General features: G+C 59.7%; 24 protein-coding genes. 18 read left to right on the plus strand and 6 right to left on the minus strand.

Annotated features, from left to right (window positions below):
- Positions 1–32 precede the first annotated feature (32 nt).
- The 8 genes from msbA (at position 33) to HDE72_RS18035 (ending at position 11271) form a co-directional block, all read left to right on the plus strand.
- Positions 33–1865 (plus strand): lipid A export permease/ATP-binding protein MsbA, encoded by a 1833-nt coding sequence (msbA, locus tag HDE72_RS18000; RefSeq protein WP_183743413.1) that lies wholly within the window; start codon positions 33–35, stop codon positions 1863–1865.
- A 465-nt stretch (positions 1866–2330) separates the two neighbouring features.
- Positions 2331–3179, plus strand: a complete 849-nt coding sequence (locus HDE72_RS18005) for a hypothetical protein (RefSeq protein WP_183743415.1) — start codon at positions 2331–2333, stop codon at positions 3177–3179.
- A 98-nt stretch (positions 3180–3277) separates the two neighbouring features.
- On the plus strand, positions 3278–4624 hold the full coding sequence (locus HDE72_RS18010; protein WP_183743417.1) for a caspase family protein: 1347 nt from the start codon (positions 3278–3280) through the stop codon (positions 4622–4624).
- A gap of 58 nt (positions 4625–4682) precedes the next feature.
- Positions 4683–5609, plus strand: coding sequence for a DUF4384 domain-containing protein (locus HDE72_RS18015; protein ID WP_183743419.1), 927 nt, complete (start codon positions 4683–4685; stop codon positions 5607–5609).
- 34 nt (positions 5610–5643) lie between these two features.
- On the plus strand, positions 5644–8649 hold the full coding sequence (locus HDE72_RS18020) for a tubulin-like doman-containing protein (protein WP_183743421.1): 3006 nt from the start codon (positions 5644–5646) through the stop codon (positions 8647–8649).
- Positions 8650–8715: 66 nt separating this feature from the next.
- Entirely contained in the window at positions 8716–9444 is a 729-nt protein-coding gene (locus tag HDE72_RS18025; protein WP_183743423.1) for a TPR end-of-group domain-containing protein, read from the plus strand.
- Positions 9445–9573: 129 nt separating this feature from the next.
- On the plus strand, positions 9574–10668 hold the full coding sequence (locus HDE72_RS18030) for a toxin-antitoxin system YwqK family antitoxin (RefSeq protein WP_183743425.1): 1095 nt from the start codon (positions 9574–9576) through the stop codon (positions 10666–10668).
- 90 nt (positions 10669–10758) lie between these two features.
- Positions 10759–11271: a MarR family winged helix-turn-helix transcriptional regulator gene (locus HDE72_RS18035; protein ID WP_183743481.1), complete on the plus strand. Its 513-nt coding sequence runs from the start codon at positions 10759–10761 to the stop codon at positions 11269–11271.
- Here HDE72_RS18035 and HDE72_RS18040 read toward each other — a convergent pair.
- Complete coding sequence (locus HDE72_RS18040; protein WP_183743427.1) at positions 11261–12598, minus strand: chloride channel protein; 1338 nt, start codon at positions 12596–12598, stop codon at positions 11261–11263. The genes HDE72_RS18035 and HDE72_RS18040 overlap by 11 nt on opposite strands.
- Positions 12599–12684: 86 nt before the next feature.
- On the minus strand, positions 12685–12984 hold the full coding sequence (locus tag HDE72_RS28090; protein WP_311735246.1) for a LysR substrate-binding domain-containing protein: 300 nt from the start codon (positions 12982–12984) through the stop codon (positions 12685–12687).
- Positions 12985–12990: 6 nt separating this feature from the next.
- Here HDE72_RS28090 and HDE72_RS18050 point away from each other — a divergent pair, with 6 nt between their 5' ends.
- Positions 12991–13368 carry a c-type cytochrome gene (locus HDE72_RS18050; protein WP_183743431.1) on the plus strand — a complete coding sequence of 126 codons (378 nt, stop codon included), beginning with the start codon at positions 12991–12993 and terminating at the stop codon, positions 13366–13368.
- Positions 13369–13378: 10 nt separating this feature from the next.
- Here HDE72_RS18050 and HDE72_RS18055 read toward each other — a convergent pair whose 3' ends face one another.
- Positions 13379–13732, minus strand: a complete 354-nt coding sequence (locus tag HDE72_RS18055) for a YnfA family protein (RefSeq protein WP_183743433.1) — start codon at positions 13730–13732, stop codon at positions 13379–13381.
- Between the two features lie 42 nt (positions 13733–13774).
- Positions 13775–14932: a sugar diacid recognition domain-containing protein gene (locus tag HDE72_RS18060; RefSeq protein WP_183743435.1), complete on the minus strand. Its 1158-nt coding sequence runs from the start codon at positions 14930–14932 to the stop codon at positions 13775–13777.
- A gap of 146 nt (positions 14933–15078) precedes the next feature.
- On the opposite strand from HDE72_RS18060, the gene HDE72_RS18065 reads away from it, so the two are divergent.
- Both HDE72_RS18065 and HDE72_RS18070 read left to right on the plus strand, forming a co-directional pair.
- A complete protein-coding gene (locus tag HDE72_RS18065; RefSeq protein ID WP_183743437.1) occupies positions 15079–16395 on the plus strand; it encodes an MFS transporter in 1317 nt (438 codons plus the stop codon).
- Between the two features lie 22 nt (positions 16396–16417).
- Positions 16418–17677 carry a glycerate kinase type-2 family protein gene (locus HDE72_RS18070; RefSeq protein ID WP_183743439.1) on the plus strand — a complete coding sequence of 420 codons (1260 nt, stop codon included), beginning with the start codon at positions 16418–16420 and terminating at the stop codon, positions 17675–17677.
- Between the two features lie 18 nt (positions 17678–17695).
- On the opposite strand, the gene HDE72_RS18075 is transcribed toward HDE72_RS18070, so the two are convergent.
- Positions 17696–18709 (minus strand): zinc-binding alcohol dehydrogenase family protein, encoded by a 1014-nt coding sequence (locus HDE72_RS18075; protein WP_183743441.1) that lies wholly within the window; start codon positions 18707–18709, stop codon positions 17696–17698.
- 106 nt (positions 18710–18815) lie between these two features.
- Between HDE72_RS18075 and HDE72_RS18080 the strand changes: the two genes are divergently transcribed.
- The 4 genes from HDE72_RS18080 to HDE72_RS18095 all read left to right on the plus strand — a co-directional run bounded on the left by HDE72_RS18080 (position 18816) and on the right by HDE72_RS18095 (position 23795).
- Positions 18816–19730: a LysR family transcriptional regulator gene (locus HDE72_RS18080; RefSeq protein WP_183743443.1), complete on the plus strand. Its 915-nt coding sequence runs from the start codon at positions 18816–18818 to the stop codon at positions 19728–19730.
- A 99-nt stretch (positions 19731–19829) separates the two neighbouring features.
- Positions 19830–21371, plus strand: coding sequence for a DUF1800 domain-containing protein (locus HDE72_RS18085; protein ID WP_183743445.1), 1542 nt, complete (start codon positions 19830–19832; stop codon positions 21369–21371).
- 14 nt (positions 21372–21385) lie between these two features.
- Positions 21386–22576: a DUF1501 domain-containing protein gene (locus HDE72_RS18090; RefSeq protein ID WP_183743447.1), complete on the plus strand. Its 1191-nt coding sequence runs from the start codon at positions 21386–21388 to the stop codon at positions 22574–22576.
- A 100-nt stretch (positions 22577–22676) separates the two neighbouring features.
- Complete coding sequence (locus HDE72_RS18095) at positions 22677–23795, plus strand: AI-2E family transporter (protein ID WP_183743449.1); 1119 nt, start codon at positions 22677–22679, stop codon at positions 23793–23795.
- 93 nt (positions 23796–23888) lie between these two features.
- Here the strand turns inward: HDE72_RS18095 and HDE72_RS18100 are convergent, their stop codons facing one another.
- Positions 23889–24113: a hypothetical protein gene (locus HDE72_RS18100; protein WP_183676844.1), complete on the minus strand. Its 225-nt coding sequence runs from the start codon at positions 24111–24113 to the stop codon at positions 23889–23891.
- A gap of 169 nt (positions 24114–24282) precedes the next feature.
- Between HDE72_RS18100 and HDE72_RS18105 the strand changes: the two genes are divergently transcribed.
- The 3 genes from HDE72_RS18105 to HDE72_RS18115 are packed head-to-tail and all read left to right on the plus strand — an operon-like array spanning position 24283 to position 26759.
- Positions 24283–25011 carry a phosphatase PAP2 family protein gene (locus tag HDE72_RS18105; protein ID WP_183743451.1) on the plus strand — a complete coding sequence of 243 codons (729 nt, stop codon included), beginning with the start codon at positions 24283–24285 and terminating at the stop codon, positions 25009–25011.
- A 10-nt stretch (positions 25012–25021) separates the two neighbouring features.
- Complete coding sequence (locus tag HDE72_RS18110; RefSeq protein ID WP_183743484.1) at positions 25022–25939, plus strand: diacylglycerol/lipid kinase family protein; 918 nt, start codon at positions 25022–25024, stop codon at positions 25937–25939.
- A gap of 1 nt (position 25940) precedes the next feature.
- Positions 25941–26759 carry a metallophosphoesterase family protein gene (locus tag HDE72_RS18115; protein WP_183743453.1) on the plus strand — a complete coding sequence of 273 codons (819 nt, stop codon included), beginning with the start codon at positions 25941–25943 and terminating at the stop codon, positions 26757–26759.
- The last annotated feature ends 233 nt before the right edge of the window (positions 26760–26992 follow it).

The raw sequence follows: 26992 nt of genomic DNA on the forward strand, positions 1-26992 counted from the left end.
ATCACGCTTTCCCTCTTACTCTCGTCACCTACATGCAGCAAAGCCGCCGATTATTTTTCCGCCTGGTCAGCCAGTTCCGCCGTTACGGCGCGATTGTCGCCGCCACCTTGCTGGCCGTGGGCGTGGCCTCTGCCACCGATGTGCTGCTGATACGCCAGTTGCAAAACGTGGTGGACGCCATGCGCAGCACCGCCACCGAGCACGCTGCGCCGGTGACGGGCATGATGGCCACGCTGCAAGGCTGGGTAGACCGTGTCCTGCCCGCACATGCGGGGCAAGCGGAACTGTGGGTGATCCCGGCCACCATCCTGGGCCTGGCCGTCATGCGCATGGTGTCGAGTTTTGCCGGCGATTACGGTTCCGTGTGGCTGTCGAGCCGGGTGCAGGCCGATTTGCGCGAGCAGATGTTTGCCACCATCATGCGCCTTCCCAGCCGCTTTTTTGACACCAGCACCACCAGCGTGACGCAATCGCGCGTGGCCTTCGACGCCAGCCAGGTATCGCAGGCGGGCTTGAACGTGCTCAACGTGATGGTGCGCGACTCGGTGGCTACCATCGGCTATCTGGTCTTGCTGTTCAGCATAGACGTCAAGCTGGCCATCTTTTGCATGGCGTCCTTGCCTATCGTCGCGCTGGTAGTCACCTTGGCGGGGCGGCGCATGCGCCATTTGAGCAAGAGCGCCCAGCAAGCCGTAGGTGAGCTCACGTCCGTGCTCGATGAAAGCATAGGCGGCCAGCGCGTGGTGAAAATCTTTGGCGGCCAGCAATATGAAAAGAAACGTTTCCTGCGCGTCGTCAAGCTGAACCGCCAGCTGGCCGTCAAGCATGCAGCCACCTCGGCCGTCAATTCCGGCTTCATCATGATGCTGGTCGGCATTACCTTGTCGTCGGTGATTTATTTCGCCATGCTGCGCGCACAAAGCGGCGCCATCACGCCCGGCGCTTTCGTCGCCTTCATGGGCGCGCTGATGGCCATGCAGTCGCCGATCAAGAACCTGACCAAGATCAACGAACCGCTGCAGCGTGGCCTGGCGGCGGCCGAATCCGTGTTCACCCTGATCGATACACCGGTCGAACCGGACCCTGGCACACTGGCGCCAGCGGCGGTGCAGGGTAATCTGTCGCTGCAGAACGTGAACTTCCGCTACAGCGACGATCCCGATGCGCCAACTGCACTCAACAATATTGTGCTCGACATCGCGGCCGGCGAGACGGTGGCCCTGGTGGGCGGTTCCGGCGGCGGCAAGACCACCTTGCTGGGTCTGCTACCGCGCTTCTATGACGTCAGCAGCGGTCGCATCCTGCTCGATGGCCTCGATGTGCGCGATTACGAATTGCTGGCCTTGCGGCGCCAGTTCGCGCTGGTCAGCCAGGACGTGATCCTGTTCAACGATACGATGGCGGCCAATATCGCCTATGGCGATCCGGCGCCGGACCAGGCCCGCATCGAGTCGTGTGCGCGCGCCGCCTATGCCCATGATTTCATCGCGCAATTGCCGCAGGGTTATGCGACGCAAGCTGGCCAGAATGGTTCGCGCCTGTCCGGTGGGCAACGCCAGCGCCTGGCGATCGCCCGCGCGCTGTACAAGGATGCGCCTATCTTGCTGCTCGATGAAGCGACCAGCGCGCTCGATACCGAATCCGAACGGCAAGTGCAGGCAGCGCTGGAAGTGCTGATGCGCGACCGCACCACCATCGTCATCGCCCACCGTTTGTCGACCATAGAAAGCGCCGACCGCATCGTCGTGATGCAGGGCGGCCAGCTGGTGGAATCGGGCAGCCATGCCGCCTTGCTGGAGCGCAACGGCGCCTATGCACGCCTGCATGCCAGCCAGTTGTCGCCGGTCAAGGAGGGCGTGCGCTAAGCAAGCGTTGCCGCTGCAACAAGAAATAACAAGGGCGCCCATGTGGCGCCCTTGTTGTTTCTGGAGTGAAAAATGGGTGGTGCATAAGGGATAAAGCGCATAAGGAATCGGCCGCAATATGGCTTGTTATTTACCACATTATCTTTGTATCCCGAATTGCTTATACATGAAATTAAATTTCAAAATCTATCGAAAAGTAACAATTTGATTTTATTTTGATTTTCAGTATGTTTATCCAGGCAATCAGGTTTGGTAAATTCAATATTTGCAATAGTTGTTGGCGCTATCGTAATTTTTATTTTTCATTATTTTTAATTTCAGTTACAATAAATTCCGTACGGAAATTATTTTTTTGCTTTCAGGCGTACTTCATGTGGAAAATACGATAGGACCTGATAATTTTATTGATCGGGAGAGGCGACTATTTTTTGCAGATTGCTGGAATGATTTCTGGCGATATTGTCGATGAATTCCTGGTTCGGCGAATATTCCTGCGGCATGGCATTGGCAGTGGCATGTCTGATGCGGCCTTCAATCTGTTCTCTTTATTCTGAAACGAACATTACAATGATAAATCCGAGTTTTTTTCCATCAAAAATGACCACTGCCGTGCTGTGTGCACTGACGCTGCTCGCGTCGAACGTGGCGGCCCAGGAATCGGCCTATGCCGATTTGGATTCTTGTGTGAAATCGGAACAGGTGACGGCAACGGCGAAGGGCGCCGCAGTGGGGGCATTGACAGGGCTGGGAGCGTCATTGTTCGGCGGCATGAAGAAAAATGATGCGATAAAGGCAACCGCATTGGGCGCCTTGGCGGGTGGCGGCATTGGTTTCGTGAAAGCGTATTATGAAGCGACCAATACCTGCTACAGCAAGAATCCAGGCTGGGTGCCGGCATCGAACATAACGCGTTCGGCGACCTTGGCGCAAGCCAAGAAGGCTGCCAAGTACAAGCCTAGCGAGGGTATCAAGACAAGCATCATGGATATCGACATGCCGGAATCCGTGCAAAGCGGTACTGCCAGTATTCCCATGAATACCAAATTCACGGTGCTGACGCCGGATGATGCCGAAACCCCGGTGGAAATTTCGCGCAAAATCTACATTATCGAAAATGGCAAAGAAGATCCGATGCCATTTACTGCAGGAAAGAGCACGGAAGTGAAGACTTTCGAGCCGGCGCAGCATACCGATACGGTTAATTTCCCATTATCTTCGGATTTTAAGCCTGGCATGAAACTGCGTTATGAAATTCAGATGAAAACTGAAAAAACCCCTGTCGTCAGCAAATCGAAGACAGTAACCATTATTTAATTCCCTATCGGGATTCCTGGTAGTGCGCAGGCCGCCGTAATGATAAGGCGGCTTGCCGGAATTTCTCCCCTTCTCCCCTTCCTTCATAAGTGCATTCCATGATGAAATCGCTATGGCGTAGCTTTGCCATCTTTGCCATGCTGTTGCTTGGCGGTTGTGCCGCCAATCAATTGCCCGGTTATCAGCCCGTGTATTACTCCTACGAAGTGCCGCCGGAACTCATGCAGAAAATTGCGGTGAAATTCAAGCAGCATGGATTAAGCAACGCTGCGGTGGTACGCGATCAGGTGGGGCGTGTGCGTCTGGCGGGAAGTTATCAGAACGAACTGGAAGTCGAGCGCGCTTTTGTGATCGCCCAATCCGTCGTGGGCCTGAAAACCACGTCGCCGATTTATCCGGACAATATCAAGGAACGGCATTGGGAACGGGATGCACAGCAAGCCAGTGCCGCTTTCTTTGAGCAGCGCAGGGCGCTCAAGTCGGCGGTGCTGGGCGCGCCGCAGAAACGTGCGCTGGTGGTGGGCATCAATGAATTCCGTAACGGCGCCAGGATCTCGGCAATCCAGGGGGAGGACGACGCGCGTGAGGTCGCCAGGCAGCTGGGCCGTGCTGGCTATCAGGTCACCTCGCTGTTTGGCGAGCAGGCGACCAAGGCCAATATCGAGGCCAAGATTGTCGAAGTCGGTAATAGCCTGCAAGCCAATGACAGCTTGTTCATCTATGTTTCCAGCCACGGTACTACGCCGGTACCGTCGCCCAATGGTCTCGACCAGCGCCGCATGTCCATCGTTGCCTACGATTCCGGCAGTGCCGATGCGCGTGGTGGCGACCGCCAGGATTTCGCGCTGCAGATACAGGAAAGCTCGGTATCGGACACGCTGGTGCAGCAACTGGCGCAAAAGCCCAGCCGCGAGACGCGCGTTTTCATCGATACCTGCTATAGCGGTGAAATGCTCAATGATGTGCAGGATGAGTCGACAGCCTTCATCCTGAAAGCCAATAATGGCCAGCCGGAACGGGAAGGCGTGTCACTGGGCGCCTGGACGGGCGAGAAATATACGGCCAAGGCGATCGTCTACAGCCCTGAGGAAACGGCTGCCAGTGACAAGGCGCGGCGCCAGGGTGTGCCGCAGAAAATCGACCGCAGCCGTAGCGGCTACACGGTCATTACCGCCACCAGCGCCGGACAGATTGCGCTCGGCCCCGTACGTGAGGTGGGCGAATTCGTGAGCCCGCTGGCGCCGACGAAAAAACTGCGCGGTTCCTTCTTTACGCAGGCATTCTTTGCTTATCTGGAACAAAGCAAGGGCGAGATCGAGCCTGCCTTTGAACATGCCCGCGACTTTACCTCGGCCACTGCGCAGCGCGTCAGCGGCGGCAAGGAACAGCAAACGCCGCGCAAGTACACCACTTTCCCTGCCAAGCAAGACAATCTATACCTGTAAAACCCACCAAGCGGATAGCCGCCTGGCGGCTGCCCGCATGACTTCTGGAAAGCGAATCATGCAAAAAACAATCATTGCACTCTCCCTCGCGCTGTTGATGAACGGCGCTGCCGCCCAAGAAGGTTACAGCGCCAAGTCGCTGTTTTTTGCCGAGGACGGCGCCGTTTCGACGGCCAACACGGGCACGCCGGCACCGGTGGAACCGATCAAGGCGGTTGTCAAAAAGGCGGCGCCGCGCAAAGCGGTGGTGACTGCTGCCAAGAAAGCCAGGCCGGATACACAGATCGGCACGAGCTACTTTATCCGTATCAAGAATAGCGACGGCTCCACGCGCGATGTATTGGCCAGCCAAAAATTTGCCACCGGCGAAAAGTTCCAGCTGGGCGTGAAGGTCAACCGTCCATCGTATGTGTATGTGCTGAACCAGGCGCCGGATGGCAAGGTCACGCAGATCTACCCGCAACCGGGCAAGGATAATTTCATCGACGCCATGGGCACGGTATTCCTGCCTGGCCGCGGCGCTTTTGAGTTCGAAGGCCCGCCGGGCACCGAGCAGTTGCTGGTGTACCTGTCGCCGAAACCGCTGGACGTGCCGGTGACGGCAAAGATCGACAGTTTGCAGCCTGACCTGGTGGCCAGCAATGGCGGCGTCAGCAATGCATCGGCCCTGATCTGCGCCAAACCGGCCGCGGCGATTGCCCAGACGGCCGCTCCGGTGGTGACCGGCGCTACCGAATGGAAAACCGTCGGTCCCGCGCCGACGCTGCTGGCCGATGCCGGCTACAGCGCCAAGAGCGTGGTCTTCACACCCGACAGCGACTGTGCTGGCGCGCCGGAGGCTGGCCAGGGCTATGCCTCGAAAGCGATTGTTTTCAGTGAAGACGTCAAGCCCGATACGGGCGGCCACGTGGCGGCCTACATCGTCAAGACCCTGACCTCCAAGGACGACGGCCTGTACCTGAAATTGCAGCTGTCGCATCAATAAATCCGATTCCCGATCACCTCAACGATAAAACGCTATGTCAAATAATCATCTGATCGTCGGCCTCGGTGGCACCGGTGGCAAGATCATTCGCCAAATCAAGAAAACCATCGAACGCAACAAGGATGCCGACGGTGTCAGCATGTCTGACGCGCGCTTCGATTTCCTCTATATCGATACCTCCACCGACGAGCTGGACAAGCGCGATGAGTGGAAAGTGCTGGGCAAGGATATCGAGCTCGACCGTGGCCAGGTCGCGATTAATACCGCCAGCAATATCCGTCCCGTGCTGGACGATCCCGGTTCCTTCCCCGGCATGCAGGGCTGGATCGAGCCGCGCGCCATTTTTGACTTCGTCAAGCCCGGTATCGCCGGCGCTGCGCAGCGGCGCAAATTGGGCCGCATGGTGTTCGCGCAAAATGCGCCGAAGTTCGTCAAGGCCGTGGAAGAGCGCGTGCATGATCTGCAGTCGCAGGGCAAGACGGGCGTGACCATCCATGTGGTTTGCGGCCTGGCCGGCGGCACCGGCAGTGGTTCGGTGGTCGATGCCGTGGCGCAAATTCGTCAGCAATTGCCGGAGCAGGATAAATACCGCATCCTGATTTATGCTTTCTTGCCAGAGAAAAACTCCAAGCGCGTCAAGGACGTGGCCGGTTTCTCGAACTATTACGCCAACGGCTATGCCGCCCTGGCCGAGCTGAACGCGATGGCAGTGGGTAAATACCATCCGATCAATTTGCTTGATGGCTCGCCGATGGCGCACGATGTGTATTTCAACGGCTGCTACCTGATCAACAACATCAATGAACATGGCATCCAGTTTGAAGTCGAATCGGAGCTGCCGACCATCGTTGCCGAGTTCATTTACCAGAAGACCCTGAACAAGGCCTGGGAAGGTTTGCACCGGGCCGAAAAAGGCGAGAACGACATCATCAACTTCGAAACCGAAGATGACACTGGCAAAGATCCTGAAAAGGCGCGCGCCAAGCTGTTCCTCTCGTTCGGTATCAAGCGGGTGGTCGTGCCGGAGCAGGAAATCAAGGAATTCCTCGCCTATGGCTTTGCTGAGCAAGCCAGCCGCCAATTGATGTTCAACAACTTCCGTCAGGGCGAAGGCTATGCTGACGAGGCGCTGGAAAAAGACTGGGGTTCGGAAGTGCGCAAGGCAGAGGTGCTGCAAAGCCTGCTGCTGACGGACGCGCATCTGATGCTCGAGACGGGCATACTCGACGATGATATCAAGAACAGTAACTGGAAGCCGCCACAGGAATACTGGAAGCAGATCGTCAATCGCCTGGCGCCGGAAATCAAGGCGGACAAGCTGATCGAAGAAACCAGCTGGATCGATGTACTCAATACGCGCCTGGCCAAAGTATTTGACGATACCTACCGTACCATGGGCGGTGTGCGAAAATTCTATGAAATCAAGGGTAATGCGCGGCTGGACATGGCGCGCCATATCGGTCGCCATATCGAAAAAGAACTGTTTGGCCGCTGGAAATCGGGCACCGCATCGCTGCTGCAGTTGCGCCACTACACCGATGCGCTGGTGTTGGCGCTCGATGAAAAGCAGGACGTCATCCTGGAACGCATCGCCAAGATGCCGGCCGTGCTGCAGGGCGTCCAGCAGCGCAATACGGAACTGTCGGCACAATTCAACAAGGTGGGCTTCCTTGGCAAGCACCTGACGGATAAGCGCGGCGGCCTGTTTGCCGATATCGCTACCCAGCATCAGGACTTGTATGTGGCGCGCACCACGCTGGAAGGCTTGCGCTTTGCCAGCACCTTGTTGCCCTTCGTCAAGGAGCAACTGTTGACCTTGCGCGGCAAGATCGATGAGCTGCATCAAAACCTGGTGGTCGCTACCGAGCAATTCAACCGCGAAAAAGCGGCCCGCCTGGGCGATGCCGATGCGGCTTACCAGAAGCGCATCTTCGACATGGGCGCCATCACGACCATCCTCAAGGCGATGATCAGCGATGAGGTCAGCCAGGCCGCGCGCACCCAGCGTGTGCGTCAATCGCTGATCAACCTGGGCGGCGTCGAAGTCGATTCGTTTGAAAAGCTCAATCGCAGCATTTCCCTGGGCAGCATCATCGGCACGCTGTCGCAGGAATCGGCGCGTATCGTGGAACTGGCGCACGGCGAGATCGCCAAGAACTTGCCGCCCGTGCTGCATGTCAATATCGTCGAGCGCTTGCAAAAACAATACGATGCGAACAAGAGTGGTTTGAAGCAATTCGTACAAAGCCTGTATGACGAGGCGGGCAGTACCCTGGTCTTCAATAAGACCGAGGTCGACCGCAAGGTGGGCAATGCCTCGCCGGGCGTGTACGAGACGGTGGGTGTATTCCTGCCTGCTTGCGAGCATCAGAAAGTGTTCCGTGCCGACCTGGAAAACGAGTTCAAGTCGCAGCGCGACTCGGCATCAAGCACCACCATCAGCGTGGGCCAGATGCCGAATCAGATCGTGATCATGAAGGTGACGGCATTGATGCCGCTGCGCTATACGGAATCGTTGACCTACCTGAAACGCCACTATGACGGCTTGTTGACGGACCATAAGGAATCGTATCTCTTGCACGGCGAAGGCAATGGCAAGAAATTGCCGCCGCTGTTTGCCCGTACGGCAACGGAAACCCAGGCGCGCGGCATGCGCAAGCCAACCTTGCTGGTGGCTAATTTGCTGCAGATGATCAAGCAGCGCCCCAACCGTGTGTCGGGCATGCCGGAATGGGTGTTTATCGCCATGGAAGATGGCTTGCCATCCTCCAAGGTGCTGGCTGGCGCGAGTCTGCATGATGTGATGGAGACCGAGCATCCGATCGATCTGCAGAAAGCCATCGAAAAAGAGGTGGCGCGCAAGATCGAGGCGGAATTCCAGCATATCGATCAAAAGAACTCGCTGTTCAAGCAGTACACGGACCTGGCGATACAGCGTTTCGAGGCCGCTGGCGAAGATGACCAGGACCCTGAATTCCTGGCCTTGCGCTCCTTGCGCGATCCCGTGCGTGCCCTGATCCGCATGCCGCAGGCGAGCTAACGATGTTTTACTCCGGCGCGGCGGTGCAAGACGGCTGCGCCGGTTTTCACGATAAAAGGTAATACGATGGCGAAATATAAGTGTCCCACCCTGGGTGATTGCGATAATGCCAATTCCGGCGTAGCGTTCGAGCGTTCGCCTGGCGAGGATGTGAAGTGTCCAAAGTGCGATACGCCGATGGAATTGCAAGCAGGTGGTCAGGCGCGTCCTGGTGGCTCGAAAAAGAACGCAGTGATAGTGGCCGTGGCCGGCGCGCTGGTGCTGGCGGCGGGCGCTGGCGGCTACTGGTATGTGAAACGGCCAGTGACGGCGGCGTTGGCAATGATCGAAGCGGCTCCTGCCGTGGTCGAGGCCGTGCAAAAGGTTGCAGACTACAGCAAGGATGCCGCCTTGGCGCCTAGCGACGAGGCGACCAAAGCCTTGCGCATCGAAGGTGATCAGAAGCTGGCCAGTGGCGACGCTGCCGGTGCTGAAACGGCCAGCAGCAAGGCTGCCGCGAATGAGATGCTGAAGGCAGCCATTTCCAAGATGGCGCAAGGCAAGCTTGAAGAGGCAGAGAAAGAATTGGGCGAAGCGCGCTTGCGCGATCCGCACAATGTGCTGGTGTCTTACAACGTAGCCATCTTGCGCCTGAAGCAGAGCCGCACGGATGACGCCCTGGCAGAATTTGAAACGAGTTTCAAGGATGGCTTCCAGTATTTCGATCAGATGGGCCAGGATCGCGATCTTGATACCTTGCGTAAAGATAAGCGCTTCCAGGATTTGCTGAGCCGTTATCAGCCGCAAAAGTCCTGACCTTCCGCTGTTTCTGCTGTACCGGATGTGCTTGTTGGTGCATCCGGCCCCCTCCCTGGTCTTGCGTAACGCTGCAAAACGCCACCTGCCGGTATGATGTCGCCTTCGTCGACAGCCGTATGTATACCTATGAAAAATCCAGCAGCCATGCGCATGGCCTTGTGCCTGGCGCTGGCTTTGCCGTTGGCCGCGCATGCGCAGCAGGAAGCCGTGCCAGAAGGGACGCAATCCATGTACCTGACGCAAGATTTTGAGCCCAGCGACGCCTTGCACGCCACGTATGCGCTGCGCACGCCGCCTGTGCGCGACGAGGCGCTGGGCGCCTGGCATGTGCTGCTGGAGTTTCCCGAAACGCCAGGCAAAATTGCCATGGAGACTTACACCACCGATCTGAAATTGAGCCAGGCGAAGTTCGTGCACCTGCGCAAATGGTATTACGAGAATGGGCAGTTGTTTAAAACAGCCAGGCTCGATGCCCAGGGCAAGGAACTGGCCGGCGGCGAGCTGTTTTACGAGAGTGGCCAGCTCAAACAGCGCGAAACACCATTGCCGAGTGGGCGCCTGGTCGAGAGTTTCCACGAGAATGGCCAGTTGATGAACCGCATCGTGTACCACGGCACGCAGATGGTCGATGGCGAGCTTGTGTCTTACGGGGCGAATGGCAAGGTCAGCAGCCGTACCCACTTGAAAGATGGCCAGCTGCATGGCTGGTGGGAAGTGTTTCATACGGATGGACAACTGTATCAGCGCGTGCGCTTCGTGCATGACAAGCGCGAAGGCGAGTTTGTCGATTACGCACCGGACGGCAGCTTGCGTGCCCGCACCGTGTTCGTGCATGGACAGCCTGAAGGCTGGTCGTTTGAAAGCCATGACAATGGGCAAGTGTCGCAAAAAGTGCGGTATCACCGGGGCGACATCCTCAGCATGCAGAAGTGGGCGCCCGACGGCAAGCCCGTGATTGCCTGGCAGCGCGATGTGCAGGGGCGCGAGCAGGGCGATGTGACGGAATGGTATGAAAACGGCGTGCGCGCCAGCGTGATTCCCTTTGTCGATGGGCAGCGCCAGGGCTTGATGCAAGTCTGGTACCGCGATGGCAGCTTGCAGCAGATCGTGCCGTATGAGCATGATCAGAAACAGGGTCTGGAGCGGCGTTGGGACAAGAACGGCAGGCAGACCCTGGAGCAGCTGTGGCGGGATGGGCAGCCGGTGCCAGTCTATCCATGATCTTTTGATGGGCGATTGCAGGTATCATGCGGGTTTGCGGCTTGGTCGAGGATGACTCAAGGGCCGGCATAATCTCGGGAGACAGTGGTGATGGAACGCGAAGCGTCGGCAACGGTCAATGTAGCGCCAGGTGAGCTGGAACGGGCGCGCAGCCTGGCCTTGCAAAACATGCGCGTTGTCATGCGCGCGGCGCAGCGGCACTCGGCGCAGATCGAGAAGCAGTGTGGCGTGTCCGGTGCGCAATTATGGGTGATGCAGGAGCTGCACGACCAGCCCGGCCTGCGCATGGGGGAACTGGCGACGAAGATGTCGCTGCACCAGACCACGGCCAGCAATCTGGTCGATGCGCTGGTGAAAAAAACCTATGTGCGCAAGGCGCGCGACCAGCCTGACCAGCGCGTGGTGACCTTGACCTTGACGGAGCAGGGCCAGGCCGTGATTGCCGATGCGCCGCAGCCGGCCCGTGGCTTACTGCCCAGTGCGCTGGCCCAGCTTGATGCCGCCAGCCTGGCGCAGCTGAATCAGGGCTTGACGGCCTTGCTGGCCGTGGTCACGCCTGATGACCGCCAGGCCGGCATGCAGCCGTTCACTTTTACGATGTAGTTTGCGATGTAGGTGCTTGAGGCAATCGCTGCAATTGCAGTTGCGCCAGCGCACCATACAGCGGTGGGCTGAGCACGCGCGAAACGGTGCTGGCAACCACTGCGCAAGCCATCAGGCTGAGCACCATGCTGTGGCCATCGACCATTTCCATCACAATGATGAAGGCCGTCAGCGGCGCCTGCGTGGCGGCCGCCAGGAAACCCACCATGCCCAGCGCGATCAGGGCTGGCGCATACGGGTACTGCAACAGTTGCGCGATGTCATGGCCGATGCCGGCGCCGATGGCCAGCGAGGGCGCAAAGATGCCGGCCGGCACGCCCGACCAGACGGTCAGCCAGGTGGCCACATATTTAAAACCGACAAAAGCGGCTGGCATGCTGCTGTCGCCAGCGAGCATGGCGCGCGTGGCGCCCGTGCCGCTGCCAAACGTGGCGCCGTGGCTGGCGATGCCGATAGCGGCCACCAGCAAACCGCAGACGGCGGCAAACAAGACGGGGTAGCGGCTGCGCCAGCCGGACAAGCGTCCCAGCGGATTGCCGCGTGCCGAGGCCAGCAGCAAACGTGAAAACAAGCCACCCGCCACGCCTGCCACCAGGGTTACCAGCAAGCCTGGCAGGGCCAGCGCCATGGCGATGGGGCCGGGGTGTATCACGCCGAAATGCGTGGCGTTGCCGGAGATGGACACCGCCATCAAGCCCGCCAGCACGATGCCGGCCACGATCAGGCCGCTATTGCGCTGTTCCGGCGTGCGCGACAGTTCTTCGATGGCAAACATGACGCCAGCCAGCGGCGTGTTGAAGGCGGCCGCGATACCGGCCGCGCCGCCCGCCACCAGCAGCGAATGGGCGCTGATTTGCGTGTGACGGGGCAAGAAGCGGCGCGCGGCCAGCATTACGCCGGCAGCGATTTGCACGGACGGGCCTTCGCGTCCCAGCGACAGCCCGCCCAGCATGCCGCCCGCCGTCAGCACGATCTTGGCCGCGCTCAATTTCAGCGAGACGAACAGGGAGCGGTCGGCCGGGTTGACGGCCGGGTCCAGCGTGGCCATCACTTGCGGGATGCCGGAACCGGCCGCGCCCACCGCGTAGCGGCGCGTCAGCCAGACGATCAGCGCGGCGAGGGCAGGCGTCCACAGCAGGACCAGCCACCAGGCTTTGGCATTGAAATGGAGAAACAGGTCCAGCGCACTTTCCGCCAGCCAGGTAAAGCCGACCACCACCAGGCCGGCGATGGCCGCCATGCCGATCACGACGGCGCGCGTCCACCACAGGCGCGGGTTGGCAAACTCTTGCTTGAAAGCAGAAGGGATATCGTGCAGGTGTTTCATTGCGGCAATTCCTGAAGGAGGCGCGCTGGGCGTCGGGGAGACTTGCGATTATAAACCTATATTTGGGCAAATGTATTTTGCTGGCGTTAATTTTCAGTGTCCCGCAACAAGATTCCAGCTTCAGCGAAAAAGTCGATCAAGGCCCGCACTTTCGGCGCCAGATGCGGTCCCGAGGGCCATAGCAGCCAGCAACTGTGGGCCGGATGGCCGTACACGGCGTATGGCGCCAGCACTTCGCGCAGGCTGCCATCGGCCAGCGCCGCACGCACATGAAAGTGCGGCAGCCAGGTTAAACCGCGATTAATGGGACAATGCCAGCCAGCTAGCCTCTCGCGGGTGCCAGGGGTTTGTTCTGGATTTAACTCTGATTGATACAAGCAGCCCACATAAAAATGAAAATAGTATTCATCGCCACATTAGGAATCTTATCGCTGATTCAAGCATCCTCATCCTTTGCGGATAATGCCAATGGGAAAAAACTCTATGTGCAGAGATGCGCCATCTGTCACGGGGTGGATATCAAGGGCACAGGACCATTGGCGAATAAAAGCAATCCTCCTACCCCTGACCTGACGACCTCCGCTTTCAAAAAACGGCTGCATGATTATCCCGGCGTGATTGTGTCATCGGTCATACTGCGACCCAATGGAGACTTGATACCCAACACCTTGCGGGAGAATGGCGTCAAGCTGGCGCCGTACGCCTGGAAGGTGCAGGATTTTCGCGATTTGCATCAATACATGGGTGGTGTGATTGCTAAAAGTCGATGAGATTGCATACTCAGGCGCTCTTGCTGCCCATGGCAATCACAGCCGAGCCAGCCAGGGCCAGGCCCACGCCGGCGATATCGGTCCAGGCTGGCGTGATGCCGTCGACCAGCCACAGCCAGCCCAGCGCGGTGGCGATGTAGATGGCGCCATAGGTGGCGTAGACTCTGCCGCTGGCGGCTGGATGCAGGGTCAGCAGCCAGACGAAGACCAGCAGGCTGAGGGCGGCTGGCAACAGCAGCCAGGCGCTGCCCTTGTTGCTGAGCCACAGCATGGGCAGGTAGCAGCCCAGCAGTTCGGCCACGGCCGTGACGGTGAAGAGACCGAAGGTGCGGGCCAGACTGGTCCATTCTATGCTTGCTAACATCGTGTTCCTGTTGTTAAAAATAAAACCGTTATTGTAGTTGGCTTAGTTGAGCTGGAGGGCAACATATAAGAGCAAGCGGTCATCCGTCTCGTCCAGGTCCAGCCCGGTCAGTTCGGCGATCTTTTGCAGCCGGTAATCAAGCGTATTCCTGTGGATGTGCAAGGCCTTGGCGGTGGCCGTAGCATGGCTGTGGTGGCGGAACCAGGCCGCCAGGGTGCGCATCAGGGCGCCGGATTTGCGGTCGTGCTGCAGCAAACGGGACAGCGTCTGGCGCAACTGTTCGGCTTGCCAACCGTCTTGCAGGCCGGACAGCAGCACCGGCAAGCTCAGGTCCAGATAAGAAAACACGCGCGGTTCGCCGGTGATGTTTCTTGCGCGGCCCACACGTCCCGTTTGCTTGGCCGATTGATACGAAGCGGTGGCGCCATCGAGGCCCGGCAAGGCCACGCCCATGGCCAGGGTGCACGGCGATTGCAGCGACAATTGCGCCACCTGCTGCAATTCCAACAAGCGCTTTTGCGCCAGCGCCGCGCGCCCCTGCTGCGGGCCGGCAACAGGAAAGGCTTCCAGTATCACCAGTTCGCCGGGCGAGACGACGGCCGTCAGCAGCTCGGGCCAGCGCTGCGCCAGCGCCGCCTGCACTTGCTGCAGCTCGCCCAGCACTTGCTCCAGGCGCTCGCCGAAATCCTGTACTTCCAGTACGAACATGGCGCGCGCCAGGCGCAGGTCCAGCGCCAGGCGCGCTGCCCAGGCTTGCATGCTGGCGTCCGGGATGCCCGTGCGGTAGACCAGCTGGAACAGGAATTCTTCGCGATAACGTTTTTCATGCTGCAATTCCCGGAGCAGCTGCGCTTGCTCGAGCATCATTTCCGCCATCACGCGCACCAGTTCGCCGAACTGGCGCACGGCCTCAGGCTTGCCCGTCAAACCGACCACCCCGCAAATCTCGCCGCGCAGCATCAAGGGCAGGTTGATGCCCGGCTTGGCGCCGGGTAATTTGCTGGCCGCCAGTTCATCAATTTCCACGCTGGCACGCCGGGCCAGCGCCAGTTGCGCGCCCGGATGCAAGTCGCCGATGCGTTCGGGACTGCCGCTGGCCAGGATCACGCCCCGGACATCGATTACATTCACCTTGAATGGCATGATGTGCATGGTGCGCTGGACGATGTCTTGCGCCAAAGAAGTATCGATGGTCAGCATGGTATAGCCTGGAATTTTTTATGCGTTTGCACAATAATTTATCTTTATAAATATTCTTTTTCATGCATTTGCACGATGACGTTGCATGCCGGCGATTGTACGATGGCTTGCTCAGATTCCATAAAAAATAAACCGGAGACATTCCAATGGCCACCATTCCAGGCATAGCCACAGCCACAGACCAGGTGCACGAAGGCGCTTACCGCAAGGTCACCTTGCACCTGATACCGTTCATCTTCATTTGCTACCTGTTCAATTACCTGGACCGTGTCAACGTGGGCTTTGCCAAGCTGCAAATGCTCGATGCGCTGCAGTGGAGCGAAAGCGTGTACGGCCTGGGCGCGGGCATCTTCTTTATCGGTTACGTCGCCAGCGGCGTGCCCAGCAACCTGCTGCTGCACAAGCTGGGCGCGCGCAAGGTGATCGGCACCCTGATGATTGCCTGGGGCATCGCCTCTGCGTGCCTGATGTTCGTCACCACGCCGTCCGCCTTTTATATCTTGCGCTTTATTACCGGCATGTTCGAGGCGGGCTTCTTTCCGGGCATCGTGCTGTATTTTACGAACTGGTATCCCGCTTCGCGCCGTGGCCGCATCATGGGCCTGTTCATGTCCGCGATTCCCATTTCCGGCTTGCTGGGCAGCCCCTTGTCGGGCTGGATGATGGAATTTTTTTCCGACCATCACGGCCTGGCTGGCTGGCAATGGATGTTCTTGCTGCAAGGCATACCGACCGTTGTGCTGGGCTTGCTGGTGTATGTGCTGCTCAATGACGGCATCCAGCAGGCGACATGGCTGAACGGGGAAGAAAAGCGTTTGCTGCTGGCCGACCTGGCCGACGATGAACGCCAGCGCCGCGCCGGCGCCAACACGGTCGACAGCTTTGCCAGCGTCTTGAAAAATGGCCAGGTGTGGATGCTGGGCCTGGTGTATTTCTGCATCCAGATGGGTGTGTACGCAATCAATTTCTGGCTGCCCACCATCGTCAAGTCGCTCGGCTACTCCAGCCCCGTCACGGTGGGCTGGATCAGCGCGATCCCCTATTTGTGCGCCAGCATCTTCATGATCTGCGTGGGCCGTTCCGCCGACCGCCACAAGGAACGCCGCTGGCATTTGAGCGGCCCGTTGCTGATGGCGCTGTGCGGCTTGATGCTGGCCACGCAAGCGCATGGCAATGTGGTGATCGCCATGATCGGCCTGTCGCTGGCCACCATGGGCGTATTGTCGGGTCTGCCCATGTTCTGGCCCTTGCCGACCGCCTTTTTGGGTAGCGCGGCAGCTGCCGGCGGCTTGGCGCTGATCAACTCGCTGGGCCAGATCGCCGGTTTCGTCAGCCCGTTTTTGGTCGGCTGGATCAAGGATGCGACGGGCAGCACCGACGTGGCGCTGTATATCCTGTCGGCCGTGCTGCTGCTGGGCGCCATACTGGTGCTGCGCGTGCCTGCCAAGACCGTCAACCGTTAATGAGTGTTGCAAGGATTTCATAATGACTACGCCACAAGCCTTGCTTAAAGCCATGTTCAGCGCCGCCGTCGAGGCGGCGCAACCGTCACACTGCGTGCCCCCTCATTTGCCAGCCGTGCCCAAGGGACGCTTGATCGTGATCGGCGCCGGCAAGGCCTCGGCCGCCATGGCGCAGGCCGTGGAACGGCATTGGCCGGGGCCGCTGTCTGGCCTGGTGGTCACGCGCTACGGTTATGCCGTGCCGTGCGAGCGCATTGAAATCGCCGAAGCAGCCCACCCCGTGCCCGACGCGGCCGGCATGGACGCGGCGCGCCGCATCCTGGCATTGGTCAGCAATTTGAGTCCCGACGATACCGTGCTGTGCCTGATTTCAGGCGGCGGCTCTTCCTTGCTGGCGCTGCCGCTCGATGGCGTGACACTGGAAGACAAGCAAGCCCTGAACCGGGCCTTGCTGGTGTCGGGTGCGAATATCGGTGAAATGAATTGCGTGCGCCGTCACTTGTCGGCGATCAAGGGCGGTCGCCTGGCCGCTGCCTGTTATCCAGCGAAAGTGCTGACCCTGGCGATATCGGACGTACCGGGCGACAAGCTGGGCGATATCGCCTCTGGCCCCACCGTGGGCGACGCCACCACCTGCGAGGACGCCTTGGCCATCGTGCGCCGTTATGGCATCAGCTTGCCGGACAGCATACGCGAGGTGCTGGAAAGCGGCCGTGGCGAATCGGTCAAGCCCGATGATCCACGCCTGGCAGGCACGCACACGACTTTGATCGCCACGCCGCAAATGGCATTGGAAGCCGCCGCGAGTGTTGCGCGCGCGGCTGGCGTGACGCCGTATATCCTGGGCGACAGCCTGGAAGGCGAAGCGCGCGAGGTGGGCAAGGTGATGGCGGGCATGGCCCAGCAAGTAGCGCGGCGCAGCCAGCCGTTTGCCGCCCCCTGCGTCTTGCTGTCGGGCGGCGAAACCACGGTCACCGTACGCGGCCAGGGCCGAGGCGGGCGCAACGTGGAATTCCTGCTGGCCCTGGGTATCGCGCTCGATGGCGAAGCGAACGTGTTTGCGCTGGCGGGCGACACGGATGGCGTCGATGGCCAGGAAGACATCGCCGGCGCGGTGCTAACGCCAGACACCCTGCAGCGCGCCTGGTCGCTGGGCGTCAAACCCCGCGACAGCCTGGACAATAACGACGGCCACGGCTTCTTCCAGGCGCTGGGCGACGCCGTGATCACGGGGCCGACCTTGACCAACGTTAATGATTTTCGGGCCATCCTGATCAGATGATGCTTTAGAAACCCTGCCTTAAAAACCTTCCAGCACAATCTTGCCCTTGGCGGTGTTGCTTTCCAGTAGGGCATGTGCGCGCTTCAGGTTCGCTGCGTTGATGGCGCCGAAGCGTTCGGCGACCGTCGTCTTGATGGTGCCGGCGTCGACCAGTTGCGCCAGTTCATCGAGCAATGCATGTTGCTTGATCATGTCTGGCGTCTGGAACAGGGAACGGGTAAACATCAATTCCCAATGCAGCGAGACGCTCTTGCCCTTGAATTTGCGCACGTCGATATGTTCGGGGTCGTCGATCAGGGCGAACTTGCCTTGCGGCGCGATCAGTTCCACGATCTGGTCGAAATGGCTGTCGGTCTGGTTCAGGCTGATCACATAATCGACGGGAGGCAAGCCCAGGCGCGTGATTTCGGCGGCCAGCGGTTGGCTGTGGTCGATCACATGGTGGGCGCCCAGTCCCGTCACCCAGGCCGAGGTATCTGCGCGCGACGCCGTGCCGATGATGGTGACGCCCGTCATTTGGCGCGCCAGTTGCACCAGCACCGAACCGACGCCGCCAGCCGCGCCGATTACCAGCAGGGACTTGCCGGTGAGGTTCCGGTCGCGGCTGATCTGCAGGCGCTCGAACAGCAATTCCCAGGCGGTAATCGCGGTCAGGGGCAGGGCGGCGGCGGCCGCGAAATCGAGGCTGGCCGGCATATGGCCGACGATGCGCTCGTCGACCAGCTGGAATTGGCTATTGCTGCCCGGGCGGTTGATGGCGCCTGCATACCAGACCTTGTCGCCCACCTTGAACAGGCTGACGTCGGAGCCGACAGCGGTGACGACACCGGCCGCATCCCAGCCCAGCACTTCAGGCTGGCCCTCTTTCGGCTGGCGGTTCTTGCGCACCTTGGTGTCGACCGGATTGACGGAAATCGCATGCACGGCAACGAGCAGGTCGCGGCCCGTGGCGACCGGCGTGGGCAGTTCGATATCGAGCAGGGCGTCGGCATCGGTGATGGGCAGGCTGTGATGGTAGGCAATCGCTTTCATGCTGGATCCTTGAATAAGAAAGAAGAGTAGATGACGTATGATGGTTTGTTTTCTTTTAAAGAAAAAGATGGCGCATACTGAAACACTTTCAAAGGAATGCTGAAAATTGCTGAGACTCGATGACTTGCAGGTATTTGTGTGCACGGCCGACCGGGGCAGCCTGTCGGCGGCTGCGCGCGAGGTGGGCATTTCGCCTGCGCTGGCCAGTGCCGCCGTCAAGCGCCTGGAAGGGGAATTGGGGCTGCGCCTGCTGGCCCGCACCACGCGTTCCTTGAGCCTGACGCCGGAAGGCACGCAATATATCGAGCATGCCAGGGAAGCGTTGCGGGTGCTGCGCGCGGGCCGCGATGCCTTGCTTGCAGACAAGGACAGTTTCGGCGGAACCTTGAAAATCGCCATGCCTTCCGATCTGGGCCGCAACACCATGCTGGGCTGGCTCGATGTGTTTCAGCAGCGCCATCCCAAGTTGCACTACCAGCTCAGCGTCAGCGACCGGGTAGCCGACATGGTGCGCCAGCAAGTCGATATTGCCCTGCGTTATGGTCAGCAAGACGATTCGAGCATGATCGCCATGCCGATTGCCCCCGCCAATGACCGGGTGCTGGTGGCGTCGCCTGCTTACCTGAACCAACACGGTCCGCTGCTGACGGTGGAAGACTTGCAGCATCACAACTGTTTGCGTTTCGCACTCGAAGACGGTTTGCATGACCGCTGGACGTTTTACCGCTTGCCGCAGCGCGAGCAGGTGACGGTGCAAGTGAGTGGCAACCGCAGCGCCGACGATGCCGACCTGGTGCGCCGCTGGGCGGTGGCCGGCCTCGGTATTGCCTATAAATCGCGGCTGGACTTGTCGGCCGACCTGGCTGCGGGCCGCTTGCAAGTGTTGCTGCCCGAGGTGGCGGGCGAGCCGACACCCTTGCACCTGGTTTGCACGCACCGCGCGCAAGTGACGCCACTGGTCTTGCAGTTGCGCGATTTTTTGCGTGAGCAGTGTGCTGCCGTGCCTGTAGTGTTGCCTTAAGAATATTATTGATTACATCTCGTTGCAAATGGCAATCATGCGCAAGTCAACCGGGGAGTACGCTCAGGCATTGTGGTTGAAACCGCTCGAAGGATCGCCATGTTCAACAGCCGCCTGTTTTCCACCACCCTGATTTCCTCGGCCTTGCTGGCCGGCTGCGCCACCACGCCGCCGCCGGCAGCCGGGCCTGTGCATGCAGATAATCCTGCACATAATATTGCCATGTTGGAACGTATCAGCTGGGGCGTGAATAGCAGCAGCGTGCGCCAGATGCAGCGTGAAGGCTGGGATCGCTACTTGCAGGAGCAATTGCATCCAGGCAAGGTTGTCTTGCCGCCCAGCATACAGGCGCAGATAGCCGCCATGACGATCAGCCAGATACCGCTCGATCAGTTGGTGATGCAAGTCGAGCAGCGCCGCAAGGATGCCAGTGCCGTGGCCGACGATGCCGCCAAACAGCAGGCGCAGCAGGAATATCAGCAGGAAATGAACCGTTTGGCGCGCGAAGCGGCCACACGCTCGCTCTTGCTCGATGTGTATGGAACCAATCAGTTGCAGCAGCAAATGAGCTGGTTCTGGCTCAACCATTTCAGCGTGCATCAGGGCAAGCATAATCTGCGCGCCATGGTCGGCGATTACGAGGCCAACGCCATTACACCGCATGCACTGGGTAAATTTCGCGACTTGCTGTCGGCCACCGTCCACCATCCGGCCATGCTGCGCTATCTGGACAACGAGGCCAATGCCGCCAACCGCATCAATGAAAACTATGCACGCGAGCTGATGGAGCTGCATACGCTGGGCGTGAATGGCGGCTACAGCCAGAAGGATGTGCAGGAACTGGCGCGCATATTGACGGGCGTGGGCGTCAACCTGGGCCCGGAGTCGCCCAAGGTCAGGCCGGCGCTGCAATCGCAATATGTGCGCCGGGGCTTGTTTGAATTCAATCCAAACCGCCACGACTATGGTGACAAGCAATTCCTGGGACAAACAGTGAAAGGGCGTGGCCTGGCCGAACTGGACGAAGCGCTGGACCGCCTCAGCCGCAGCCCCGCGACGGCCCATTTCATCAGCGCCAGGCTGGCCCAGTATTTTGTGGGCGACACGCCGCCCGAAACCTTGGTGGAGCAGATGGCGCAAACCTTCCAGCGCACGGATGGCCTGATTTCCGCCGTGCTGCAAACCATGTTTTCCAGTAAAGAATTCCGGCAATCGCTGGGCCACAAGTTCAAGGATCCCATGCAATATGTGGTGTCGGCTGTACGGCTCAGTTATGACGATAAGCCCATCCTGAATGCGGGGCCGATGCTGAACTGGCTGTCGCGCATGGGTGAGCCGTTGTATGGCCGCCAGACGCCGGACGGTTACCCATTGAGTGAAAGCGCCTGGGCCAGTCCCGGGCAAATGAATACGCGGTTTGAAATTGCCCGCACCATCGGTTCGGGCAGTGCCGGCCTGTTCAAGACGGATGGCCCGCAGCCGCAAGAGAAAATGGCCTTCCCGCAATTATCGAACGCCCTGTATTTCCAGTCGCTGCAAGCCACCCTGAGTCCGGCCACGCGGCAGGCGCTGGACCAGGCGGCCTCTCCCCAGGAGTGGAACACTTTCTTGCTGTCATCCCCAGAGATGATGCACCGCTAATCGAAAGGAATGTCATGAAACGCCGTGATCTGTTAAAAGCGCTGGCCGCCGCGCCCCTGTTCAGCCATGCGGGCAACTTGCTGGCCGCGCCAGCCACGAATGCCAAGCTGCTGTTTGTCTTCTTGCGGGGCGGCTATGACGCCAACAACCTGCTGGTGCCGATCGGCAGCGATTTTTATTATGCGGCGCGGCCCAATATCGCCATTCCCAAGCCTGGCGCAGACAATGGCGCGCTGGCCCTGAACGCCGACTGGGCACTGCATCCGGCCTTGCGCGACAGCATCTATCCTTTGTTCAATAGCGGCCAGGCAGCCTTTGTGCCGTTTGCGGGTACGACCGATTTGACGCGCAGCCATTTTGAAACGCAAGACACGATAGAGCTGGGGCAAAGCCTCGATGGGCGCCGCGATTTCCGCTCGGGCTTCATGAACCGGCTGGCGCAAAGCCTGAATGCCGACAAGACCAGCCGTGCCATTTCCTTTACCGACCAGTTGCCGCTGATCTTCCAGGGTGGGGCGCAAGTGCCGAACATGGCGCTGCGCTCGCTGGGCAAGTCGGGCATCGATGAGCGGCAAAGCAAGATTATTGCCGCGATGTACCAGAACACCTCTTTGCAAAAGCCTGTCAGTGAAGGTTTTGTGGTGCGCGACGATGTGATGAAGGAGCTGAGCGGCGAAATGCAGGCGGCTAACCGCAACGCCATCAGTACCAAGGGTTTTGCGCTGGAAGCGCAGCGTATCGCCAAACTCATGAAAGACAAGTACAACATCGGCTTTGTCGACGTGGGCGGCTGGGATACGCACGTGGGGCAGGGCGCCGGCACCGGTTATCTGGCGGGGCGCTTCGATGAACTGGGGCGCGGTTTGGCGGCGTTTTCGCAGGAAATGGGTAGCGAGTGGCGCAATACGCTGGTGGTGGTGGTCAGCGAATTTGGCCGCACCTTCCGCGAAAATGGCAACCGGGGCACGGACCATGGCCATGGCAGCGTGTTCTGGGTGCTGGGCGGCGGCATACGCGGCAAACAGGTGGCGGGCGAACAAGTAGCGATCAGCCAGCCTAATCTGTTCCAGAACCGTGACATGCCGGTGCTTAATGAGTATCGCTCTGTGCTGGGCGGCTTGCTGCAGCGCACCTTCAGCCTGAGCACGGCGCAGCTCGATCACGTGTTTGCGGGCGCCAGGCCAACAGAGCTGGGCGTGGTGTAGCTTTCATCATGCCCGTGTTACGCTACGCCTGCGCGATGGTCGCGTAGCATAGCTTAACTTTAGCCGGTCACTTTTGGGTGCCGGGCATGAATGGATGTATATGAGCGATACCCAGCGCGATATTCAGCGAGATATCGTCAGCGCAGGCTTTTCCCTGGCCTTGATCGCCTTGACGGCGTTTGTCATGCAGCGCTTTTTCCTGCCGCTGGTGTGGGCCGGTATTTTATGCGTGGCGACCTGGCCCCTGTACTTGCGGATGCGTGCTGCGCTGGGACATCGGCCCATTGTCGCTGCCGCCTTGCTGACCTTGGCGTCCGCCTGCATCTTCATCATTCCCGTGCTGCTGGGCCTGGCGCAAGCGGCGCACGAAATGCCCGTGCTTGCCAACTTTATCGTCAATGCCAATATGAATGGCTTGCCCGTGCCTGCCTGGACGGCGAACATTCCGCTGGCAGGCAGCGCCATCAGCGATTGGTGGCAAGCCACCCTGAGCCAGCCGCATGGACTGGGCCATTTGCTGGCGGGTGGCGCCGTGGGCGGTTTTCATTCGGCGCGCGATATCTTGCGCGTCTTCGGTACCGACGTGTTTCACCGTCTGGTCGACTTCGGCCTGGCTTTTTTGTGCCTGTTCTTCTTTTACAAGGATGGCGAAGCGCTGACGCGCCAGATCACCGCCTTGGGCAGCCATTTCCTGCGCCCTGAACGCTGGGGCCGTTATGCGCAAAAAGTACCGACCGCCATCCGCGCCACCGTCAATGGCCTGGTCCTGGTGGGTCTGGCCGAGGGCGCGCTGATCGGCGTGGCCTACGTCATCACGGACCTGCCATCGCCCGTATTGTGGGCGTTTGCCACCGGCATCCTGGCCATCATCCCGTTTGGTGCACCGCTGGTGTACTTGTGCGCGGCCGCCTTGCTACTGGTGCAGGGCAGCGTGGGTGGCGCCATCGGTGTGGCCGTCTGGGGCACGGTAGTGCTGTTCGTGGCTGACCATTTCGTGCGCCCTGGCATGATCGGCAATGCGACCCGCTTGCCCTTCCTGGCCGTCCTGTTCGGCATCCTGGGTGGCGTGGAAACCCTGGGACTGGTGGGCCTGTTTATCGGCCCGGTCGTGATGGTGCTGTTTGTTACCCTGTGGTACGAGGCCAATGTCTTTGATCTTGAACCGGCTGCTGTGCAGAAAACACCTGCCAGCCCGGCCGCACCGGAACGCACGCAGTAATGAGGGGTCGGTCAAGCGCTATTGCTGCTGACCGGTACTGGCGCGTGGCGAAGGCGGCCGGGTGGCGGTGGGGCTTTCACGATGAAAACCCGCTCAATGCGCCTTGGACAGGATGAGGAGCCAGCGGCGCATCAGCAGCACTTCAACATACCCCGGCTCGATGCCCGTGCCACACTCGATCAGGGGATTGACCGTGTAGTAGCGCTTGCGGAAGTCGCGGCAGACGAGGATTTCGCGCTTGCCCATGCGGACCAGGAAGGAGCTTGGGGCATATTCCAGGCCGAAACGTGGGCCAAAACCGCTATTCAATGTTGCCATGACAATTCCTTTGAGGGAGATGTGTTGAACGAGTCATCAGAATAGCATAACTACTGTATGAAAACACAGTGACTGTATGAATAAACAGTAGTTTTTTCAATCTGTGGTTTTTCGATCAGCAGCTAAGCACCAGTTTGCTGCACAACAATGACATGGGAATGACACAGACATGAGCACGCGCTGGACCTCCCGACTACGCCGTTTCCTGGCCGCCCGCCTGTCGCCCGAAGGCGCACTGGGCCTGCATCTGACGGCAGGCCTGGCCCTGATGTTGCTCGCCATCGTGGTATTCCACGAGATCGCCGAAGCCGTGATGGGCGCCGGGCAGATCACGGTCATCGATCTGCAGGTGGCGCACTGGTTCAACCAGCATGCGCTGCCCTGGCTGACATCTTTCCTGCTGGTGTACACCGATCTGCATGGCGTGCTGGGCGCCTTGATATGGACAAGCTTGCTGGCCGCGTATTTTTATCGCCAGCGCGCCAGCTACTGGCTGTTTACCTTGTTGATTGCCGTGCCGGGCGTCATGATACTCAACGTCCTGTTAAAGTCGGTTTTCGGACGCATGCGCCCCAGCTTTGAGCAGCCGCTGCTGCAAACGGTGCTCGATACCTACAGCTTTCCCAGTGGCCATACGGCCACCTCGACGGCGCTGTATGGCGTGCTGGGCGCTTACTGGATTTGCCGCACGGCGCCTGGCGCCTGGGCTAAGCGCACCGCCATCGCGTTGCTCGCCTTTTTGATGGCGGCGCTGGTGGGTTTCAGCCGCATTTACCTGGGCGCGCATTATCTGAGCGACGTGCTGGCGGCGATGGCCGAAAGTGTAGCCTGGCTGGCCATCTGCATGGCCGGAGTGTCGACCTTGCGCCGCCGCCGCGCTGCCCGTTCAACAACATAGGAGAGCCATCCTGACTAAAGTCGCCGTCATCATCAACGCTGCCGCCGGTTGTGGTTATGCGCCCGACTGGGCCCAGCAGCTGGAAGAGCAATTTGCGGCCGTGGGACTCGACGCGGCCATTACCCTGGCCACCAGCGGCGTGGAAATGATGGACACGGCCGAACAGGCGCTGGCCGGTGGCGTCGAGATCGTGGTGGCGGGCGGCGGCGATGGCACCATCAATGCCGTCGCCTCTGTGGTCGTCGACAAGGGGCAAGGCACGCGTTTTGGCGTCTTGCCGCTGGGAACCTTGAACCATTTCGCCAAGGACTTGAACATCCCGCTCGATCTCGATGCGGCGATTGCCAACGTCGCCAGCGGCGTGGCCGTGCCCGTCGATGTGGGTGTAGTCAACGACCGCATCTTCCTCAATAATTCCAGCCTGGGCCTGTATCCCGACATCGTGCGCGACCGTGAAAAGCAGCAGCGCCGGCTGGGACGGGGCAAGTGGCTGGCCTTCAGCTGGGCTCTGGTCGCCGCGCTGCGCCGCTATCCTTTCCTCAACGTGCAGCTGACCCTGAATGGCGAAGTGCATGCGCGGCGCACGCCGTTCGTGTTTATCGGCAATAACGAATATTTGATGGAGGGCTTGACCATCGGCGAACGCGAACGGCTCGATGGCGGCAGGCTGAGCCTGTACGTGGCGCAGCGCCCCGGCCGCCTGGGACTGGTGCGGCTGGCGCTGCATGCCCTGTTTGGCAAGTTGTCGCAAGCTAAGGATTTCGATGTGCTGACTGCTACCGAGATGGAGATTGCCACCCATCACCGGCGCTTGCGCGTAGCCACCGATGGCGAAGTGACGGTGATGAATACGCCGCTGCGTTATCGCATCCGTCCTGCCGCGCTGCAAGTGATCGTGCCCGTCTCTTCCTTGAAAACGGAGGGCTGAGATGCGTACCATCGTGCATTTGTCCGACCTGCATTTTGGCCGCGTCGATGCGGCCTTACTGGCGCCGCTGCGCGCGCTGGTCGAACGGCTGGAACCTGACGTGGTGGTGGTCTCCGGCGACCTGAGCCAGCGGGCCCGCAGCGCTGAATTTGTGGCAGCGCGGCATTTTCTCGACAGCTTGCCTGGTCCGCAGATCGTCGTGCCGGGCAACCACGACGTGCCGCTGTACAATGTGTTCAGCCGCTTTTTGACGCCGCTGCGCAAATACCGCCAGCATGTGACGGCCGACCTGTCGCCCGAATACGTGGATGATGAAATCGCCGTGCTGGGCATCAATACGGCCCGTTCGCTGACCTTCAAGGATGGCCGCATCAGCCATGAGCAAATCGATGCGCTACGCACGCGCCTGGGCCAATTGCCCGAGGGCTTGACGCGCATCATCGTCACCCACCATCCGTTTGACTTGCCCGCCAATTTCAATGCCAAGGACCTGGTCGACCGTGCGCCGCTGGCCCTCACCATGTTTGCCGCATGCGGCGTAGACCTGCTACTCGCTGGACATCTGCACGCCAGCGTGGCCGGCAACACAGCCGAGCGCTACAAGATAGACGGCTACGCGGCTCTGATGGCGCAAGCCGGCACTGCTACCTCCACGCGGGGCAGGGGAGAATCGAATTCCTTTAATGTGCTGCGGGTGGAAGCCAGTTGCATCCGCGTCGAGCGCTATAGCTGGAACGAAGATAGCCGCGATTTTGAAAAGGTCAGCACGGAGGCGTTCGAGCGCATGGGTGGGGTGTGGGCCAGTAAACGACTTTTGTAAGACGCGGCGGTTCGATTCACTATCGCATGCGTGCCAGTCCAATCTCGCAGTGCCAGCACTGCGTCGCAACGAGCGCCTTGCATTGCATCCAATTCTGTTCGCCATGAATTCACAATAATTTCCCGGGGATTACTTAGATGTCTAGAGTCGTGTGATTATGTACCCTCTCGTAACTGGCCGCTCTTCAAAGCCAGATACGTTTTGCGTACACTGTCAGACAACCTCAATCAGCA

Origin of the sequence: Janthinobacterium saanense, assembly GCF_014200675.1 — a bacterium.
Taxonomy (GTDB): domain Bacteria; phylum Pseudomonadota; class Gammaproteobacteria; order Burkholderiales; family Burkholderiaceae_D; genus Janthinobacterium.

Bases quoted from the DNA above. Each gene is read 5' to 3' on its own strand.
- msbA (WP_183743413.1), top strand. From the start codon at position 33: ATGCAGCAAAGCCGCCGATTATTTTTCCGCCTGGTCAGCCAGTTCCGC.
- HDE72_RS18005 (WP_183743415.1), top strand. From the start codon at position 2,331: ATGAATTCCTGGTTCGGCGAATATTCCTGCGGCATGGCATTGGCAGTG.
- HDE72_RS18010 (WP_183743417.1), top strand. From the start codon at position 3,278: ATGATGAAATCGCTATGGCGTAGCTTTGCCATCTTTGCCATGCTGTTG.
- HDE72_RS18015 (WP_183743419.1), top strand. From the start codon at position 4,683: ATGCAAAAAACAATCATTGCACTCTCCCTCGCGCTGTTGATGAACGGC.
- HDE72_RS18020 (WP_183743421.1), top strand. From the start codon at position 5,644: ATGTCAAATAATCATCTGATCGTCGGCCTCGGTGGCACCGGTGGCAAG.
- HDE72_RS18025 (WP_183743423.1), top strand. From the start codon at position 8,716: ATGGCGAAATATAAGTGTCCCACCCTGGGTGATTGCGATAATGCCAAT.
- HDE72_RS18030 (WP_183743425.1), top strand. From the start codon at position 9,574: ATGAAAAATCCAGCAGCCATGCGCATGGCCTTGTGCCTGGCGCTGGCT.
- HDE72_RS18035 (WP_183743481.1), top strand. From the start codon at position 10,759: ATGGAACGCGAAGCGTCGGCAACGGTCAATGTAGCGCCAGGTGAGCTG.
- HDE72_RS18040 (WP_183743427.1), bottom strand. From the start codon at position 12,598: ATGAAACACCTGCACGATATCCCTTCTGCTTTCAAGCAAGAGTTTGCC.
- HDE72_RS18050 (WP_183743431.1), top strand. From the start codon at position 12,991: ATGAAAATAGTATTCATCGCCACATTAGGAATCTTATCGCTGATTCAA.
- HDE72_RS18055 (WP_183743433.1), bottom strand. From the start codon at position 13,732: ATGTTAGCAAGCATAGAATGGACCAGTCTGGCCCGCACCTTCGGTCTC.
- HDE72_RS18060 (WP_183743435.1), bottom strand. From the start codon at position 14,932: ATGCTGACCATCGATACTTCTTTGGCGCAAGACATCGTCCAGCGCACC.
- HDE72_RS18065 (WP_183743437.1), top strand. From the start codon at position 15,079: ATGGCCACCATTCCAGGCATAGCCACAGCCACAGACCAGGTGCACGAA.
- HDE72_RS18070 (WP_183743439.1), top strand. From the start codon at position 16,418: ATGACTACGCCACAAGCCTTGCTTAAAGCCATGTTCAGCGCCGCCGTC.
- HDE72_RS18075 (WP_183743441.1), bottom strand. From the start codon at position 18,709: ATGAAAGCGATTGCCTACCATCACAGCCTGCCCATCACCGATGCCGAC.
- HDE72_RS18085 (WP_183743445.1), top strand. From the start codon at position 19,830: ATGTTCAACAGCCGCCTGTTTTCCACCACCCTGATTTCCTCGGCCTTG.
- HDE72_RS18090 (WP_183743447.1), top strand. From the start codon at position 21,386: ATGAAACGCCGTGATCTGTTAAAAGCGCTGGCCGCCGCGCCCCTGTTC.
- HDE72_RS18095 (WP_183743449.1), top strand. From the start codon at position 22,677: ATGAGCGATACCCAGCGCGATATTCAGCGAGATATCGTCAGCGCAGGC.
- HDE72_RS18100 (WP_183676844.1), bottom strand. From the start codon at position 24,113: ATGGCAACATTGAATAGCGGTTTTGGCCCACGTTTCGGCCTGGAATAT.
- HDE72_RS18105 (WP_183743451.1), top strand. From the start codon at position 24,283: ATGAGCACGCGCTGGACCTCCCGACTACGCCGTTTCCTGGCCGCCCGC.
- HDE72_RS18115 (WP_183743453.1), top strand. From the start codon at position 25,941: ATGCGTACCATCGTGCATTTGTCCGACCTGCATTTTGGCCGCGTCGAT.